Raw genomic sequence first — 14,717 nt, forward strand, 5'->3', positions numbered from 1 at the left:
CATCCTCTTGCTCTCGATTCTCTTCAACACCTCGAACGCCCCTCCCAGCCCAAGGTGATCTGGCCGTGCACGCCTTCGACGATCTTCGTCAAGCGCACGGCCAAGACCATCAGGGATCCCTTGATCCCCACCGCGGGAAAGGCGGAGCCGTCGTCACTGCGATAGAACACCGGCTGATCCCCTGTGATGACCAAGGGCACCTGGTCGGGATCTGCGAGCGCGGCGTCGATCTCCTCGGTGGAGCTCGCTTCGTCGGTGACACGCTCTCGCGGCACCCAGGCCACGGTCAGCGTGGGCGCGTCGGGGGTGGGCGCGTAGGTCCCGGAGCCCTTGTCGAGGGTCACCAGCGCGATGAAGCGTAGGCCCGACATCTCGGGGGGAACGATCGCCGTGTGGAGGGCCTCGGACACGTCCCCGTCGAAGCGGCGAACCGTGGTCCAGCAGATCACGGCACCAGCTCCAGGCCGCCGCGGTAGTTGGGCCAGTCGAGGGGGACGGGCTGGTCGAGATAGTCCTCCCGCAAGCCGAGGGACTTCAGGGCCTTGGTCGCGTTCTTCCGGGAGGTCTGCGAGCGCGTCTTTTGCTCGTTGACGTCGCTCACCAGCGCAGGCGAGGCCATGCCGCGCTTGAGCGCCATGAAGGTGCGCGAGCGCTCGGGCAAGCTCGTGAAGCTCGACTTCCCGATCAACCGGCGGACGTACTCGAGGAAGAAGACCGTCGAGCGCCACGGGTTGAACACGTCGTAGGGGGTGACCTTGCCGCGGCGTAGCGCGTCGGTGTCCTGCCACGGCGCCAGCGCATTCGCCGGGAGCAGGCCATAGGCCCCGCCGCTACCAAAGACCCACATCTGCCTGGGATAGGGCGACTCGGCGTAGGCTTCTGCGTTGCGGTCGTAGGCGGACGCGGCCGCGTCGGCTTCGTTGAGCTGCTGGGCGCGCGAGGCGTTGCGGGGCTCGGCCCACGCAGGGAAGAGCTCGGGGCGGCCAAGGCCGGCCTTGGGGTTCCCGCGGCTCTCGGTGTAGCGCTGGATCGCCGCGAAGGGCCACAGCTCGCGGGGCGCCCCCGCTCGGCGCAGCAGGATCTCCCAGGCAGGCCGGCGCGCGCTGATGACCATGGCCCCGAGCAACCCGCCGAGGGTGACGCCGCCGAGGGCCGCCCAGGCCCACCCTGGGATCTCGAGATCACCGCTCACGATTGCCCTCGCGGGTGAGCAACACCGCGGTGCCCACGGCCCCGCTCACCACCACGGTGACCCCGCCCACGATCCACCAGTACGCTCGCTTCCATGCGGACTGGGCGTCTTCGGCGGTATCCCGCACCTCGTCCGAGAGCGCTTCGGCGGCGTCCTCGGCGACGCGATCCACGACCGCGAGGGCCGTCATGACACGACCGACAAAGCCCTCGCTCATGTCCTCGGCGTGCTGCTCGAGGATCCCGATCTGGTTGGAGAAGTACAGGTGCATGATCGCGTCCGGCACGGGGCCTGCCCCCGATCGACGCTTGATCAAGCCCAGGTAGATCTCGTCGGTGTCCCTGCTGGTCTCGGGCAGCACGAGCAGGGTCTGCTTGTAGCCCTTGAGCCGCTTGAGATAGGCCAGATACTCGCTTTGAAAGCGGTCAAACTCCGACTCGGGGATCGTCTTGGCCGCGAGGGAGTCCCAAAACTCGAGCTGCAATTGGTGCAGGCGCATGGACTCGGCCGCGACCTGCTCGACCAGGGCGAGCATGCGACCAGCCGTGCGCTCCTCGGGATCGTCGAACTCCATCCACAGCTGGTCGAGAACCTCGGTGTAGTGGGGAGCCTCGAGCTCGCCGAGGACCGGCGGCTGCCCGGGTTCGAGAGCCTGGAGGTCGATGTCGTCGAGCTCGTAGACCTCGTCGTGTGGCGGGCTCGCGCCCAGGCTCTGTGCCGGGACGAAGGGGATCACCTCGGGGCCGAGGCTCGGCTCTAGCGACGCCGTCGCCACGGAGGGTTGAATGAGCAGGTCCACGAAGTCGGGCATGGCTCAGTCTCCGTCGCGGGTCAGGATGAACATCGTGCGGACCTCGTAGGCGAGGTCGATCGCTTTGGCGGTTGCGGCGTCGAAGCGCCCCGTGAGAGGGAGCAGGCGCTTGGGCGGCAAGCGGTTGTAGTCGCGTTGAAAGCGCTCCATCTCCTTGGCGGTCGTCCCGTAGCCGAGGGCCTCGAGCTTGCGTCGGCTGTTCATCGCTTCGACTCCTCTCGCATCTTGGTGAACTTGACGAGGTTGGTCAGCGCGTTGCGGATCGCAATCTCGATGGCGCGCAAGGTGTACTTCCCGGGGATATCGTCGACGCTGAGCAGCCCGCGATACATCGCCAGCTTCTCCGGACTCTTCACGGACTTCGGCAAGCTGATCTTGCCGGTGTCGATCGCCTTGATGACCCGGTTCCAGTCGGTTTGAAAGCGCTGGACCTCGCCGTGGGTCTCCTCGTAGCCGACGAGGGGCGCAGCCTCGAACTCGACGTCATAGCCGAGGGACTTGAGCGCCAGGCGGACCGCCGCCGGCGAAGGAAAGAGCGAGGTGTTGTACCCCTCTGCATCTCCGCTCATGTTGGGTGGGTTCCCGATCGCAATGGTCGAGCTCTTGGAGCCGCCGCCGGAGTTGCTCTCCCCGCCGCCGCTTTGATCTCCGCCGCTGTCCGCAGGGTCGTCGATCACGATCGTGCTCGGATCCCCCCACCAGCCGGCACGCTCGCCGAGCTTGTAGAGGCCAAAGGCGACGAGCCCCGTGCCCGCGGCCGCGCCGAGGCCCGCCGCGACCACCCCACCAGAGGACCTGCGGACGTCGACGCGCGCCGGCTCGTCGGTCTTGGGGCGAGTCGCCGGGAGGTCAGCGCGGGCTGTCTTGGCGCCCTGCGTGGGTGTCATCGCCGGCCTGTCCTTCGCTTTGTCCGCAGCAGCACTGCTCTTTGCCATGGTCTTGCTCCTTCGTCTCACTCTCGAACTTGCTCAGCGGATCCGCGACCGCGCCGTCTTCACGCTGATAAGCCAGGCGTTGCCCGTCGATCAGCACCACGCGGCAGGCCACGCCCTGCGCGAGCTCGCGGCCCATGGAGTAGGCCACGATGCTCGCGGGCGAAGCCTGCCTTGCCTCGAGCAGGCGCTTGGCGTCGCGCAGCGGGGCTTCCCGATCGAGCTCGCAGCCAGCACACTGCGCGCAGCAAGGCGAGTCCTCGGGCTGCTCACGCACGAACTGACGCGCGTTGAGCTTGGCGAGGGCTTCGGTGAAGAACACCGCCCCCTCGCTGAGCAGCTGCTCACCGACAAGCTCGATGGGGAAGCGGATCATCACTTCGCCCCGCTGCTCTCGATCGTGATCCCAGACTCTCGCAGCCAGGTGCCCAGCTTGCTGAAGAGCTGATCGGACAGGCCGATGTTGTCCTGAAGGTAGCGAAGCCCGGCGTAGCCACCGATCGCCCCGAAGAAGGTGGCCTGGAAGAGCTGGCTCTTGTCGCCAGTGAGGTTGGAGACCGTGATCTGAAAGCCCTTGCTGCTGTCGACGGGGCCGATGTCTGGGGGGAAAGGGTTGAAGGGCGTCTTGAGGGGCTCCCAGTCGAAGCTGTCGGGGTCGCGTGTGGTCGTGATCCCCGTTCCCGTGAGTCCCGCGGCACGGTCGTCTCGGCGCGTGATCGCCTCGATCCGAATATCCGATCCCGACAAGTGGGCGACCATGGCGACGGGCAGGAGCCGGACGTTGGGCTTGACCTCATGGCTCACGCGTGTGCCAGGGGCCAAGGCGATCTCGACCTCGAAAGGCACGACGCAGCCAAAGGCAAACTCGCTGGGGCAGACCATCTTGCGCTCCATGGCCTCCTGCGCGGCTTCGAGGCCGTAGGGCGAGCCTGGTGTGGTGCAAGGGAGAAGACTGTTGAGATGGGATCCGATCATGACTTGGCCTCTTGGTTCAGTGGGGACTGGGTTTCAGGGGCGAACTCGGCGAGGAGGGTCTCCAGCTTGGCGCAGCGAGCCTCCAGCCCAGCGACGCGCACGTCGACGTTGGAGATCTGCAGCTCCAGCTGCTCGTCGCGGGTCTTCTTCTCGTCTTGAGCGGCCAAGATCATCTCGGCCCGACGGTCGCGGCCTGCTTGCTTGGCCTGCTTGCGCTGCATCTTTCGCTGTTCGAGGGGGCGCTCTTGTGTCTGGGTTTTGGTCATGGGTCTACCTTTGTGGGTGCGCATGCGCGCTCAGGGGTCGAGGATCGCGTTGCGGGCGAGGATCGCCAGCTGGCAGTGCAAGAACTCCTTGCCTCCCCGGCTGAGAACCTGGGCCGCAGGGTGCTTGGGGGCCATGAAGCTGAGCACCTTCGAGGCGCCGCCGATCAAGAAGTTCGCTGCGGCGCCAGCAGGCACGGAGCCCAGATGCACCGTGGACAAGCTGCCCGCGCACACGCTCGTGGCCACCTCCAGGCCCTCGGCCGTGCGGTGAAACAAGAGCGAGCGGCGCTCATCTTCGGCCTCTCGTCGAGCGCACTCGAGACCAAAGGCCGTGGCCTCGGTCTCTTCGGTGAGCCTCACCATTTCGGCGTCGAGGCTGTCGAGCATCTCCTCGCGCGTCGCCAACTGACTACTGACTGCCATGGCAACAAACTGGGCTGGTTTTCGCAAAGCGTCAACATGCCCGCGGGTCTGCATGTGTCCAGATTATTCGCGGCCAGGTCATGCACATGCCTTTTGGCGTGCCATCGCCAGGGGTTGTCGAAAACCGGCAAATGTTCCCGCTTTTGAGAGCCTCGAGGTCACCGCCTGGTTTTTTCGTTTGTGTTTCAGGCCTTCCGGTCTATTCGATTCTCTATTGCCCGGTCTATTATCCGGTCTATTGTCCGGTCTATTCGTGCTCATAGATCCTCGAATTAGACAGCGGAGAGGAAAAATAGACTTTTGCCGTTGACCTTTGCCCAGGGTTCCCTCAGCTTGGTGTTCGTCGCTCGTTAGAAGGAGAGAACATGACGGTGAAGAAACGGGAGGCGTCCGCGCCGAACGAGTGGATCGATGCGCTCGTCGCCCACGACGAACAACTGCTCCGAGTACGGCTGCTGTGGCGGCGAGGCTCGAGCCGGTACCGGCCGATGGTCTCGCCGGCGCTGGACCTGTCCGAGTTCGAGGGGGCACCCGTAAGGACCTGGGAGGGCTTCGAGCTCTCGGATACCCACTTCGAGTGGCCGCCCGGCGAGGACGAGGATCCGCAGGAACTTCGCGAGCAGGCGCGGCTCATCGTCGAGGGGCTGTGGCGCCGCTGTGTCCACTGGGCCCGCGGCCTCGACTCGCGCTGCGACTTCCAGCTGCGCGGCTACGGAGAAGACGGTGCCGTGCTCTTCGAGGTCTCACGCCGCGTCGAGGGCGGGCGAGGCCCCAGCGAGGAGATGGGCGAAGAGGAGCACTCCCCACCGCAGGATCGGTTTGGAGACGACTTCGAGCGCATCAACGCGATCAAGGACGAGCTGCTCCTCAAGCTCACCGAGGAGCGCAACCACTCGTTCTCGCTCGCGCAAAAAGCGTCGGCCGCCGCGCCCGAGCTGATCTCGAGCACCCGGGCGATCCTCGAGCGGGCGATCGAGTACGAACAGGAGCAGGTGCGAGGGCTGCTCGACCAACACACCGGGCGGACCGAAGCCCGCGCCCGCGCCTTCGAGGCCAAGCAGCAGACCCAGCGTCGGGGGATGACCCTGGAGTTCCTGCGCTACGCAGTCGACGCCACGTTGACGACGGTCGTGCCCACGGCACGGGCGATGTTCGAGAACTGGGCCAACCGCTCCATGCAGGTGTTCCCTGAGTTTCGATGCGCACAGCAAGCGCTGGCCTATGTGGGGATGACACTGACGCAGCCGCAGCTATGCAAGCTCTTCAATGACAATCGCAACGCGATCGAAGGCTTCATGGTGTTGGTGGAGGAAGCTGCAAAGATGGAAGACGAACGCGAGGCGCTCTTGCACTTGCGTGGGATGAGTAAGGTATTTGTGACCAAACGATTCTTGGAGATTGGAACGCCCGAGCAGCAGCTCGCGGGGCGCTACATCGTGGGCCGGTTGGCCATGTACAGGTTGGGGGACTATGGCGAGCCAGCGCAAGAGTAGCTCTGAAGGGCGGCTCGGTCCGACGGTCTTGGAGCTCGAGGCGGGCGAGCTCGAGGGGCTCACCTGCGAGGACCTCGAGCGGGCCTTGGGGTTCGAGGAATTCGAGGACGAAGAAGCCCTCGCGCTCGCGCTCTTCGGCGATCTCGTCGAGATCGTCGACACGCCACGGCCCGCGCCCTCGAGCGGCGGTGAAGGACTCAAGGTGACCCAGGTCGGACCTGGGCGACGGGAGAAGGACTGATGTTGTTGCGACCAGCCGAGACCTACATCAGCGAGGTCACCAAGCGAGCCGAGCGAGTATTTCCCCAGGGGTCCGAGTGGCTCACCTTTGCCAGCAAGATGCCGGGCAAGGAGGTGCTTCAAAACTCCGTGCTCGATCCCGCCGTGGGGCTCGTGGGGGAGCTGGCGATGCAAGCCTTCGCCTCGGCGGATTGGCAAAACTGGATCTCGAGCATGCAGATCGGGGTCTATGAGCTGGCGACCCGAGTGGGGCTCCCAGCGCTGGACAAGGTCGACCTCGGCGGCGCCGTGGCGACCGTCTACGGGAACATCACCCGGACGCTCGACGCCTTCGGCAACTTCGAGAACGCCGAGGAGGTGCTCCCGACGCTGCTCAAGGACATGGGCTTGCAGGTCTTGCAGTTGATCGCCGCGAACACGGGGATCATCGCGCGGACGATCGCGCAGGTGATCGCGGTGGCGGTGTGGGCGGTGGACGTGGGGATGGCCATCCGGGCGGAGGAGCTGGGCAAGGACGTGGTGTTGCCGCCGCTCCAGACCGACGACCCCGCGACGGACTCGTGGCAGGTCAACCGCGTGTTCGAGGTCTTCAGGGAGCTGGGGACCGGCGGGATCGTGTATCCCGACGGCAAGATCGAGCCAGCCTACAACGCCGACTACACCTCGCTATACTTGCCGGCCTATCGCCACGATCAGCCTTGGACCTTTCAGCATCGCGAAGATGGGATCGCCGCGCAGCAAGGGACCCCGCAGGTTGCACGGGGGCCGAAGGGCGACACGGAGTTCAGCTTCGACCCCGGCGATGGATCGACCTTCGGGTTCATGCCAGGCACGATGGTGACGCTGCGGGTGTTGCAGGCGTCGTATCGCTTCTACTACTCGGTGCGCGGGACGTCGGTGGATCGCTACACCTTGAGGTGCAAGGGCGTGGACAAGCCCTGCTACAAGGGCGTGAAGACCTTCGACGGGAGCCGAGACTGCCGGCAGTGCGTGGACCCGGAGTCGGTGTGGCCGACGGAGGGGGTCGGGTGGGCCTACGGCGGGGCTCCGCTCAACGCGTCGACCCCTGGGGAGAACGTGGGGGCGTTCTATCCATCGACGAACAAGTTGTTGCTCAACACTCTCGACATGATCTCCCGGCCGGGGCCACTGCTCTATACGCTGGACACCGACAAGATGCTGACTCAGTGGAAGAGCTCCTTCGAGTTTTTCTGGGAATTCGCTGCCGAGGAGTGGCTTCACTATAAAGGCCAAGGCTGGCGGGGACTGATCTCCAGGCTGGCAACGCTGATGACATCCTTCGACGGGAAGACCGGGCCCGAGCTGGGGGGACGGGAGCCCGACATGCCGCTCGGGCTGATCGCGTCACCGCGGGAGGACAGCACGTTCTCGATCCCCTTCGAGGCGTCGGTGTTCTCGAGGATCATCAAGCCGTTTTGCGAGGACCTGCGAGCGCTCCAGGCCCACTACCTCGACTCTTTTCAAGTCGCCTACGTCCCGCCAGGAGCAGGCGCGCTCTACCATCCCGGCGGCAAGCTGCGCTCCACGGCGCTCGCCGACCGCTTCATGGATGCTCGGCGAGCGCTCCTCAACGACGGCAAGCGGATGCTCATCGACCTCCGGCAGGTGAGCGATCCCGAGTACCGCGCGGAGCTCGAGGCCGTCGGGGTCAAGGCATCGCCGGTCAATCCCTTGCTCAAGGGTCCGGGGGTCGATGGCCACCAGCTGCTCGCACCCGATATCAGGCCACCGAGGGCGCCCCGACGGCCGCAGGTCGTTGGGCGACCCACCCTCACCAGTGCGAACGAAATCGCGGCTAAGGCGCCCCGCGTCCCGATGAACACAGCCGGCCGGAGCCGTTGGCGTCGGGCGGTCACCGTGGGTGTTGGCGTGAGTAGCGCGGCCGTGCTTGCTGGTGCAACACTCAGGCTCAGCCGTTCTAGCGAAGATCAGGAGGGATAGCCTACCATGGCACCATGCCAAGGCGCCTATGCCGCATGTTTCTGATGGCCTCGCTTTCTTGCGTCGCATGCCAGCAGCCCCCCGATGTCTCGGAGGAACTCGAACTCTACGCGAGCCTCCAAAACATGGCGTTCGCAGAGATCTGTGAATGCCCGGAGGACGTGCTCTACGCGAGCATACAGGCATGTGCGGACGCACTCTATCTTCGAGCTGAAGACCGCGAGTGTCTCGCCGACTCGCTCGAGGGCTTCGAGGAGGAGGGCAAGCGCTACCTCGACTGTGCAAATCCGGTAGTGGAAGAGTACGGCAACTGTCTGAGCATGAACCCAGGGTGCGAAGCCGGCTGGTACGATGACTGCACTGTCGCCTACCAGGACGCCATCGAGATGTGTCCCGAGCTGCCCGATGGTGCTCGAAACAAGTTCATCACCTGCGACTTGTAGCGCCTGATTCGTGCGGTGGCCTCGCGGCTGAGCTCTTTGAGCTTTGGCCAGAGGCTTGCTCGAGTTCCTCTCGCCTTCAGAGCTCGAAGTGGGCTACCTTTGGCCCTTAGAGGAAGCCCATCATGATCAGGAACAACACGCTCATACTCGCCTTTGCCCTGGGACTACTGCTGCCAGCCTCGGCCTTGGCCTCGCTTCCGGATCTTTGCGACGACGTCTACCTCGATGAGATCGGCGCACCAGTCACCGACAGCGAGGGCACCAGGCTCTCTCGCTTTTGCAAGTGGACCGGGCCCGACGCGCCGCTGTGGGCCGACCACGTGTGCTGCTCGATCGGCGCGAGCGCGAGCTGTACGGCCACCGACGAGAACGGGCGATGCACGACAGGCATCAAGATGTGGTGCGACTACGGGGAGAAGAACAACGGGGAGGTCGTGTGCTACCAGCCCTTCGACGATGCCTGCGATCGAGGGTTCTGTGATGTGGCGCCCTCGGGGAGTTCATCTCTTGTATATACGGTTCCGCTGTGCTGCTACTCGAGCAGTAACGAGTGCTACGAGCTCAGCTTCGCTGAAATATGTGGAGGGTTCTTCGTTCACTGCGATTCGCCTTATTCAAACATAGATGGGACAGCGGGCTGTGAAGAGTAGTCGCATCGCTCTCCAACTGCATTGGCGATTGCGCAGTATTGCTGCAACCTCGCCAGATCGATTTCGCCTGCACTTTCGAGCAAAGACGCGGCTTGACTCCTGGCCATGGATGCTCGCCTCCAATCCTCGGTATACTCCCATGACTGAGATGCCCCCTCCGCGATCCAGCCTGCAATGATGTAGTTGGCGGGTGTCGGGGATAACTCGAGAATCTCGTTTGAGATCGCCTCTGAGAAAAGACTGTGGGCACGGGGAAGAGTCCGTTGAAGGAGCTCTCGGCTCAACAGCCAGTGGCTATAACACTCTTGTGTTTTCCCCGCAGATGCCGCGTTCCACGCCTCCAGGTTCTCATGTAACCCCACCCACCACCTGGGGACCGAGGGCAGCGGCAGGACCGGCGAGGAATCCTCACTGCCAGGCACATCTCCGAGCTTGGTTACCGCAAATCCTCCCAGGGAGGCCAAGAGCAGACCCCCAAGGAGCACCTGCCCCCACATCGAACGCCTGCGCGTCTTCCGCTCCAGTGCCTCTCGCTCCGCGCTCTCGAGCTCGGCGAGCAGGGCCTCCATGCTCGGGTGCCTGTCTTGCGCTCGCCAGGCCAGCCCCCGAAGCAACGCAGCCCGGACCCGCGGAGGGATCCCCGGCAGGGCTCTGTCTCCGGCCGCCAACTCCCCGGCCTCCATGGCCTCGAGCACGGCGATGCGTGTCCCTCCACCAAAGGGCAGCGTCCCATAGAGCGCCCCGTAGACCGCCGCACAAAACGAGAACTGATCGGACTGTGCATCCCCAGGACCCCCGATCACGCGCTCGGGCGCCATGTAGCCGGTCGTCCCCCCAGGCTTCTGCTCCGACTCAACGCCCCGGGGCATCGACGCCGCCAGGCCCAGATCCGCCACGCACACGCGCCCATCGTCCCCGAGCAGCAGGTTCTCGGGCTTGAAGTCGTTGTGGACCAAGCCGGCCGCGTGGATGGCGATCAGACCACGAGCCGCCAGGCCGTAGACATAGAGCACCTCCCTCCAGTGGCGCGGATCCCAGTGCGCGGCGTCCTGACCACGGATGAACTCCATCACCACGTAGAGGTGGCCCTCGTACTCGCCGACGTCGAACACGGAGACCACGTTGGGGTGCGAGAGGCGAGCCAGGGCCTGCGCTTCCTGAAGCATCCGCGCGTCCTCGCTGGGCATCGCGTCGGTCCACAGCTTGAGCGCCACCATGCGCCCGAGCGTGGAGTCCCAGGCCCGGAACACCACGCCCATGCCCCCATGGCCGATCTCCCAGAGCAGCTCGAAGCGCCCGATGGCCACGTGCTCCCCGTCACCCAGCACGGCACTCAGATGACGCTCATCGACCTCGCGTCGCAGCTCTCGCCAGGGTCCCTCGGCGTAGCGATCCTTGCCCTCATCGGCGGCGCGGGGACGATCGATCGCGTCATCGGGGCCGAAGACCTTGGCGTACTCGCGCTCGATCACCTCGAATTCCTCGGGCGTCATCGGCACGTATTGCTCTTCGGAATGGTACTTGATCTCCACGAGGGACCCCGGGGCGCCAATCCTACACCAACGTGCATGGACCTTGGTACAGTTTCGCGTCGGTTGCAGTCAGTGATAGCGTTTGATGGTGAACGACGAAGGGTTGGCCAAGCGTTTGGAAAAACTCAGAGTCGACACGCTCGCCCAAAAGCCCGGTGCCAGTCAGGCGCTGGGCAAGGTGCTCGCCGAGGAGCTCGAGCGCATGCTGGGTTCTGGGGATCTCACTCATGACGCCTTCTTGGCTGTCTGGGAGAAGATCTGGTCCTTCGAGCCTCGGCAGGAAGACTCCCTTCTGCGCTGGCTGCGGGTGACTGCAAAGAACAAGCGCCTTCAAGCCCACCAGAGCCAGGTCAGGCGGCCCTGGGTGCAGCTCGAGGCCGAACCACTGGCGCGAGACAAGAGCCCCAGTCAGGAGCTCGAGATGCAGGAGCAGGCGAGCCGCTTGGAGAGCGCTGTGGCCAAGCTCGGCTCGATCTTCGTGCGTGCGCTTCGGCATCGCCTCGCGGGAGGTCGCCCCGAAGCGCTCGCGCAGGCCGAGTCCATCCAGCTGAGCACGGCTCGGTGGCGCATGGGGGAGGTGGTTCGTCAGCTCCGGCGACTGCTCGATGAGAGCCAGAGGAAGCCCCGGGTTTCTCTAAGCAGCTCCTCGTCCTGAAGGCGCACTCCCCAGCAACCATGCGCATCTGCATACAGCGATGCTGCACATCCTCTGCCCCCCCTCTTGGGGGGAACGAGTTTGCCATCACGAACTATTTTTCAGTCAATTTATCAATACGTAGAAGGACCGAGGGCTTGGAGGATCGTCTGACAAGCGTAGGGAATCGTGTCTTTGCAGTGTTGCGTTGTCGGGCTACACCACCCGTAGTCCCCACCGAGCGGCGGGTCACAACTGTAGTAGTCCTTGGGGTCGCAGGGATCACCAAAGTCCAACCGAGGTGTGCAAATACCCTCGCCATCCTCCTGGAGACCTTGGCAGAACCCGAAGTGGCAACCGAAGACATGCGTGCAAGGTTCATCGCACTCCGCCCGCTGCCGACAAACACCCTCATCACAGTAGAGATATTCATTGAAGCAATTGTTTGTTAACGCTTCAGAGCAGATGTCCCCTTCTGACTTGAAGTCTGGAAAAGGCGGGTCATTGTCACACACGCCGGTGACAAAGTAGCAGTCCACTCCCTCCACGCAGGTGTCAGTGGGGTTCATGTCTCCAAAGAGCGCGTTGGGAATGCAAGATTCCCCCTCGACAGCCGAGCCGTAAAACGCTGCACAATCGGGAAAGAGGTCCCTCGCTTCTTGGGGAGTGCCACAGCTCTCATAGGCGCCGCTTGCCAAAAAGGCGTCAAAGCACTCCTGGTCGAAGTCGCGCAGCCCCCCAGCGATGGCATCGAACTGCTCGGCCACCACGACCTCGCAGGCTTCGGAAGATTCGAAGTAGCCACAGCCACAGTCCTGAACCGAAGCACAGAGCGCCTCAGCGTAGCGCTGCGCCGTACCATCGGGAATCGGCTCGGGAATCGGGCGCTCCGAGCAGCTCAGGCCCAGCAGGGGAAGAAGCACCCAGCGTAGACGTAGGCTCACGGCGCTACCTCATAGCGAAGGTTCAGTGCGACTCCATCACGCTCAATTTGAATTCCCATATTCTCTAGATTATAGATGGAATCCGCACAAAAAGACAACCTCCCAGTCATCCGGCCCAGGATCATCCTTGGTCTGTAGCAAGCACTGCTCGGGGTGATTGCAGTCCGTGCTGCACACCTGCTCGATCAGACTACCAGCCTCGTCATCGCCACCACCAAACGCTCCTCCACAGGCTGGCAGCAGAACCGAAGAGGTCAGCAGAAGAAGTGAGAGATTTTTTCTTTGGACTTCCGGCACATGAGCATGCTGCCACCAGACATATTTACGATTAACGAGTTGCTCGGTGTCAGGGGCCGCACTCTTCGGCGTCACGAGATACTGGTGCAAGGACATCATTTCGTGTGTCCAACTCGAACTTGCGCCCATCTCCTTCTTAGAGTCGTAGAAGCAAGCCAAGCGCCCCCGTCCGGGGAGTGACTTTACTCTCGTTCCGCTTCCCAGATTTGGGCCATCACTTCGAGGGGTTTGGTGACCTAAAGGCGTGAGCCTGGAAGCCCTTCTCGAAGACGGTCAGCGCAGCGCGGTGCTCCGCGTCATCTATGGTCATCCGGAGATCAGCCTCGGCGAGCTCGCCAGCTTCGTCATGAGCGACGACCCCCTGGCTCCGGTCCTCAGAACCCTGACGATCGATGAGCTCCTTCAGGTGAGCCGCACTGCGCAGGGCGGCGACTCCGACCCGTCAGCGATCGACTACGCCCGCCTGGGGCGCGCCAAGAAGGCCACCGGGGAGGACTTCGATGAGCTCGCCATCGAGGTGCTCACCGCAGCTGGACGGCCTGTCGCGGCGGCCTACCTGCGAACTCGCCTCGGGGGCCCTCGCTGGAAGCTGCAAGCGTCGATGCGCCGTCTCGAGGCCGCGGGGGTCGTGCGGCGTCACGGTCAGACCAGCGGAACACGCTGGGGGTTGGTAGAGCGTTCCTAGTTGGGCCCCTCCTGCGTGCCTGCGATGAGCCGCGCCCTGCCAAAGCCCATCAAGCGAGGGGCGACCTTTCGTGATTTCAACCAGCACGATCGCAAAGACCGGGTGACGGAGCTGATCGGGGGAGACCTCTACAGTCGACCCGCGCCCCACTTCTTCGACCTCGTCGTGCGCTCGACCTTGCTCAGCGAGCTGGAGCGGCGCGAGGGGTGGCTACTCCTCGAGGAACCATTGCTCCGGCTCGATGGAGTAGAGCTGCTCGTGCCCGGCATCGCAGGGTGGCGCTACGAGGGCGAGGCCGCGGAGTTCGAGGCGCAGCACATCTGCGCCCAGAAGCGGCCGGACTGGGTCTGCGAGCTACTCACGCCTGCGTTCGAGGAACTCGACCGCCAGCGCAAGCTGCCGCGCTACGCCGCGGCCGGAGTGGCCTTCGTCTGGCTCATCGACCGGCCCCGACGGCGGCTGGAGATCTATCAGACACGAGATGGCGTGCCTGCCCTGCTCCAGACTCACTCCGGCAACGCCTACGTGCGAGCCGATCCTTTTGTCTCGTGCACCCTGAGCCTGGGCCCGCTGTGGTGATCGCCCGAAATGCGAGCTCGCCTCCTGAGCGAGAATGTCTCTATCGAATCGGTATCGGTGATTGATGAACACGACCGACAATGAGTTCAGGCAAGACTTTGGCAGTCATGTTCGATCTCTGCGCAAGGCTCGGAACATGACTCAAGAGGGTCTCGCCGAGAGCTCGGGGTTGTCCGCGGACACGATCCGCCGGCTCGAGAAGGGGAACTTCTCGCCGAGCCTCGACACGCTGAGGAAGCTCTCCCAGGGAATGACGCTCAGCCTCAGCACGCTCTTCGCGGCCTTCGAGTTTGGCGAGCTGGATCCGAGTCGGGAGCTCCAGGATTTACTCAGGGGGCTCGAGACGCAGGAGGTGAGGCAGATGCTCAGGGTGTTGCAGGTGTTGCTCGATTGCCTCAAGGGGTAAGCCCCCGATCCAAGAACGGCCTGGCGAGTCGATGGTCGTGTTCACGGCTGTGCTTGGCGTCTCGGTCCGGGAGCGGCCGATGATCCCGCGGTGCGGCTGCTGGTGATCAGCGATGCGGTACAGATGCATGTGGACGTCCGAGACCGAGGGCCCACTGCCGTAGGCCGCATTCGCCGAGGGGCCCGCCTGCGCTTTGCTCCCGCGGTCGTGCCCCTCGACGTCAGGCTCAGTGAGTAGGTGAATTGATTAGGCA

At 64.1% G+C, this 14,717-nt stretch carries 21 protein-coding genes; 9 read left to right on the forward strand and 12 right to left on the reverse strand.

Translation table 11 applies throughout. The features are described 5' to 3' along the window. Window positions 1-23: 23 nt before the first annotated feature. From G6O69_RS10220 to G6O69_RS10260, 9 genes are all read right to left on the reverse strand, one after another. On the reverse strand, window positions 24-449 hold the full coding sequence (locus G6O69_RS10220) for a hypothetical protein (protein ID WP_172303330.1): 426 nt from the start codon (window positions 447-449) through the stop codon (window positions 24-26). Further along, window positions 446-1,192 (reverse strand): hypothetical protein, encoded by a 747-nt coding sequence (locus G6O69_RS10225; protein WP_346017006.1) that lies wholly within the window; start codon window positions 1,190-1,192, stop codon window positions 446-448. Before G6O69_RS10225 ends, G6O69_RS10220 begins: the two co-directional genes overlap by 4 nt. Further along, a complete protein-coding gene (locus G6O69_RS10230) occupies window positions 1,182-2,003 on the reverse strand; it encodes a hypothetical protein (RefSeq protein ID WP_172302437.1) in 822 nt (273 codons plus the stop codon). Before G6O69_RS10230 ends, G6O69_RS10225 begins: the two co-directional genes overlap by 11 nt. Window positions 2,004-2,006: 3 nt before the next feature. Beyond that, window positions 2,007-2,207 carry a peptidoglycan-binding protein gene (locus G6O69_RS10235; RefSeq protein ID WP_172303331.1) on the reverse strand — a complete coding sequence of 67 codons (201 nt, stop codon included), beginning with the start codon at window positions 2,205-2,207 and terminating at the stop codon, window positions 2,007-2,009. After that, on the reverse strand, window positions 2,204-2,890 hold the full coding sequence (locus G6O69_RS10240) for a hypothetical protein (RefSeq protein WP_172302439.1): 687 nt from the start codon (window positions 2,888-2,890) through the stop codon (window positions 2,204-2,206). Before G6O69_RS10240 ends, G6O69_RS10235 begins: the two co-directional genes overlap by 4 nt. Then, window positions 2,853-3,311 carry a hypothetical protein gene (locus tag G6O69_RS10245; protein ID WP_255215756.1) on the reverse strand — a complete coding sequence of 153 codons (459 nt, stop codon included), beginning with the start codon at window positions 3,309-3,311 and terminating at the stop codon, window positions 2,853-2,855. The genes G6O69_RS10240 and G6O69_RS10245 overlap by 38 nt, the downstream gene beginning before the upstream one ends. After that, window positions 3,311-3,910: a hypothetical protein gene (locus tag G6O69_RS10250; protein WP_255215706.1), complete on the reverse strand. Its 600-nt coding sequence runs from the start codon at window positions 3,908-3,910 to the stop codon at window positions 3,311-3,313. The genes G6O69_RS10245 and G6O69_RS10250 overlap by 1 nt, the downstream gene beginning before the upstream one ends. Further along, window positions 3,907-4,131, reverse strand: coding sequence for a hypothetical protein (locus tag G6O69_RS10255; protein WP_176396748.1), 225 nt, complete (start codon window positions 4,129-4,131; stop codon window positions 3,907-3,909). Before G6O69_RS10255 ends, G6O69_RS10250 begins: the two co-directional genes overlap by 4 nt. Window positions 4,132-4,206: 75 nt before the next feature. Then, window positions 4,207-4,599 carry a hypothetical protein gene (locus G6O69_RS10260; RefSeq protein WP_172302440.1) on the reverse strand — a complete coding sequence of 131 codons (393 nt, stop codon included), beginning with the start codon at window positions 4,597-4,599 and terminating at the stop codon, window positions 4,207-4,209. Window positions 4,600-4,964: 365 nt separating this feature from the next. Here G6O69_RS10260 and G6O69_RS10265 point away from each other — a divergent pair, with 365 nt between their 5' ends. The 5 genes from G6O69_RS10265 (at window position 4,965) to G6O69_RS10285 (ending at window position 9,387) form a co-directional block, all read left to right on the forward strand. Further along, the gene (locus G6O69_RS10265; RefSeq protein WP_172303332.1) at window positions 4,965-6,092 is read left to right on the forward strand and encodes a hypothetical protein; all 1,128 of its coding nucleotides are present in this window, start codon (window positions 4,965-4,967) and stop codon (window positions 6,090-6,092) included. Window positions 6,093-6,120: 28 nt separating this feature from the next. Continuing rightward, window positions 6,121-6,333, forward strand: coding sequence for a hypothetical protein (locus tag G6O69_RS10270; protein ID WP_172303333.1), 213 nt, complete (start codon window positions 6,121-6,123; stop codon window positions 6,331-6,333). Beyond that, a complete protein-coding gene (locus tag G6O69_RS10275; protein ID WP_172303334.1) occupies window positions 6,333-8,294 on the forward strand; it encodes a hypothetical protein in 1,962 nt (653 codons plus the stop codon). The genes G6O69_RS10270 and G6O69_RS10275 overlap by 1 nt, the downstream gene beginning before the upstream one ends. A 14-nt stretch (window positions 8,295-8,308) precedes the next feature. Continuing rightward, a complete protein-coding gene (locus G6O69_RS10280; RefSeq protein WP_176396749.1) occupies window positions 8,309-8,737 on the forward strand; it encodes a hypothetical protein in 429 nt (142 codons plus the stop codon). A gap of 122 nt (window positions 8,738-8,859) precedes the next feature. Next, a complete protein-coding gene (locus G6O69_RS10285) occupies window positions 8,860-9,387 on the forward strand; it encodes a hypothetical protein (protein WP_172303336.1) in 528 nt (175 codons plus the stop codon). Here the strand turns inward: G6O69_RS10285 and G6O69_RS10290 are convergent. Continuing rightward, complete coding sequence (locus G6O69_RS10290) at window positions 9,348-10,880, reverse strand: serine/threonine-protein kinase (RefSeq protein WP_255216210.1); 1,533 nt, start codon at window positions 10,878-10,880, stop codon at window positions 9,348-9,350. The genes G6O69_RS10285 and G6O69_RS10290 overlap by 40 nt on opposite strands. 154 nt (window positions 10,881-11,034) lie before the next feature. On the opposite strand from G6O69_RS10290, the gene G6O69_RS10295 reads away from it, so the two are divergent. After that, window positions 11,035-11,574 carry a sigma-70 family RNA polymerase sigma factor gene (locus G6O69_RS10295; protein WP_176396751.1) on the forward strand — a complete coding sequence of 180 codons (540 nt, stop codon included), beginning with the start codon at window positions 11,035-11,037 and terminating at the stop codon, window positions 11,572-11,574. A 113-nt stretch (window positions 11,575-11,687) separates the two neighbouring features. Here the strand turns inward: G6O69_RS10295 and G6O69_RS10300 are convergent, their stop codons facing one another. Together G6O69_RS10300 and G6O69_RS10305 are read right to left on the reverse strand one after the other, a co-directional pair. After that, complete coding sequence (locus G6O69_RS10300) at window positions 11,688-12,497, reverse strand: hypothetical protein (RefSeq protein WP_172303339.1); 810 nt, start codon at window positions 12,495-12,497, stop codon at window positions 11,688-11,690. A gap of 69 nt (window positions 12,498-12,566) precedes the next feature. Next, window positions 12,567-12,893: a hypothetical protein gene (locus G6O69_RS10305; protein ID WP_172303340.1), complete on the reverse strand. Its 327-nt coding sequence runs from the start codon at window positions 12,891-12,893 to the stop codon at window positions 12,567-12,569. Window positions 12,894-13,038: 145 nt separating this feature from the next. Here G6O69_RS10305 and G6O69_RS10310 point away from each other — a divergent pair, with 145 nt between their 5' ends. The 3 genes from G6O69_RS10310 (at window position 13,039) to G6O69_RS10320 (ending at window position 14,464) form a co-directional block, all read left to right on the forward strand. Beyond that, window positions 13,039-13,479: a hypothetical protein gene (locus G6O69_RS10310; protein WP_172303341.1), complete on the forward strand. Its 441-nt coding sequence runs from the start codon at window positions 13,039-13,041 to the stop codon at window positions 13,477-13,479. A gap of 24 nt (window positions 13,480-13,503) precedes the next feature. After that, entirely contained in the window at window positions 13,504-14,058 is a 555-nt protein-coding gene (locus G6O69_RS10315) for a Uma2 family endonuclease (protein WP_172303342.1), read from the forward strand. Between the two features lie 64 nt (window positions 14,059-14,122). Beyond that, window positions 14,123-14,464 (forward strand): helix-turn-helix transcriptional regulator, encoded by a 342-nt coding sequence (locus G6O69_RS10320; protein WP_172303343.1) that lies wholly within the window; start codon window positions 14,123-14,125, stop codon window positions 14,462-14,464. The last annotated feature ends 253 nt before the right edge of the window (window positions 14,465-14,717 follow it).

The sequence above is a fragment of the Pseudenhygromyxa sp. WMMC2535 genome, from assembly GCF_011083025.2.

Coding starts and splice junctions, on each gene's coding strand:
- G6O69_RS10250 (WP_255215706.1), bottom strand. CDS start 3,910: ATGATCGGATCCCATCTCAACAGTCTTCTCCCTTGCACCACACCAGGC.
- G6O69_RS10230 (WP_172302437.1), bottom strand. CDS start 2,003: ATGCCCGACTTCGTGGACCTGCTCATTCAACCCTCCGTGGCGACGGCG.
- G6O69_RS10285 (WP_172303336.1), top strand. CDS start 8,860: ATGATCAGGAACAACACGCTCATACTCGCCTTTGCCCTGGGACTACTG.
- G6O69_RS10265 (WP_172303332.1), top strand. CDS start 4,965: ATGACGGTGAAGAAACGGGAGGCGTCCGCGCCGAACGAGTGGATCGAT.
- G6O69_RS10235 (WP_172303331.1), bottom strand. CDS start 2,207: ATGAACAGCCGACGCAAGCTCGAGGCCCTCGGCTACGGGACGACCGCC.
- G6O69_RS10320 (WP_172303343.1), top strand. CDS start 14,123: ATGAACACGACCGACAATGAGTTCAGGCAAGACTTTGGCAGTCATGTT.
- G6O69_RS10255 (WP_176396748.1), bottom strand. CDS start 4,131: ATGCAGCGCAAGCAGGCCAAGCAAGCAGGCCGCGACCGTCGGGCCGAG.
- G6O69_RS10275 (WP_172303334.1), top strand. CDS start 6,333: ATGTTGTTGCGACCAGCCGAGACCTACATCAGCGAGGTCACCAAGCGA.
- G6O69_RS10280 (WP_176396749.1), top strand. CDS start 8,309: ATGCCAAGGCGCCTATGCCGCATGTTTCTGATGGCCTCGCTTTCTTGC.
- G6O69_RS10245 (WP_255215756.1), bottom strand. CDS start 3,311: ATGATCCGCTTCCCCATCGAGCTTGTCGGTGAGCAGCTGCTCAGCGAG.
- G6O69_RS10315 (WP_172303342.1), top strand. CDS start 13,504: ATGAGCCGCGCCCTGCCAAAGCCCATCAAGCGAGGGGCGACCTTTCGT.
- G6O69_RS10260 (WP_172302440.1), bottom strand. CDS start 4,599: ATGGCAGTCAGTAGTCAGTTGGCGACGCGCGAGGAGATGCTCGACAGC.
- G6O69_RS10290 (WP_255216210.1), bottom strand. CDS start 10,880: ATGACGCCCGAGGAATTCGAGGTGATCGAGCGCGAGTACGCCAAGGTC.
- G6O69_RS10305 (WP_172303340.1), bottom strand. CDS start 12,893: ATGATGTCCTTGCACCAGTATCTCGTGACGCCGAAGAGTGCGGCCCCT.
- G6O69_RS10240 (WP_172302439.1), bottom strand. CDS start 2,890: ATGACACCCACGCAGGGCGCCAAGACAGCCCGCGCTGACCTCCCGGCG.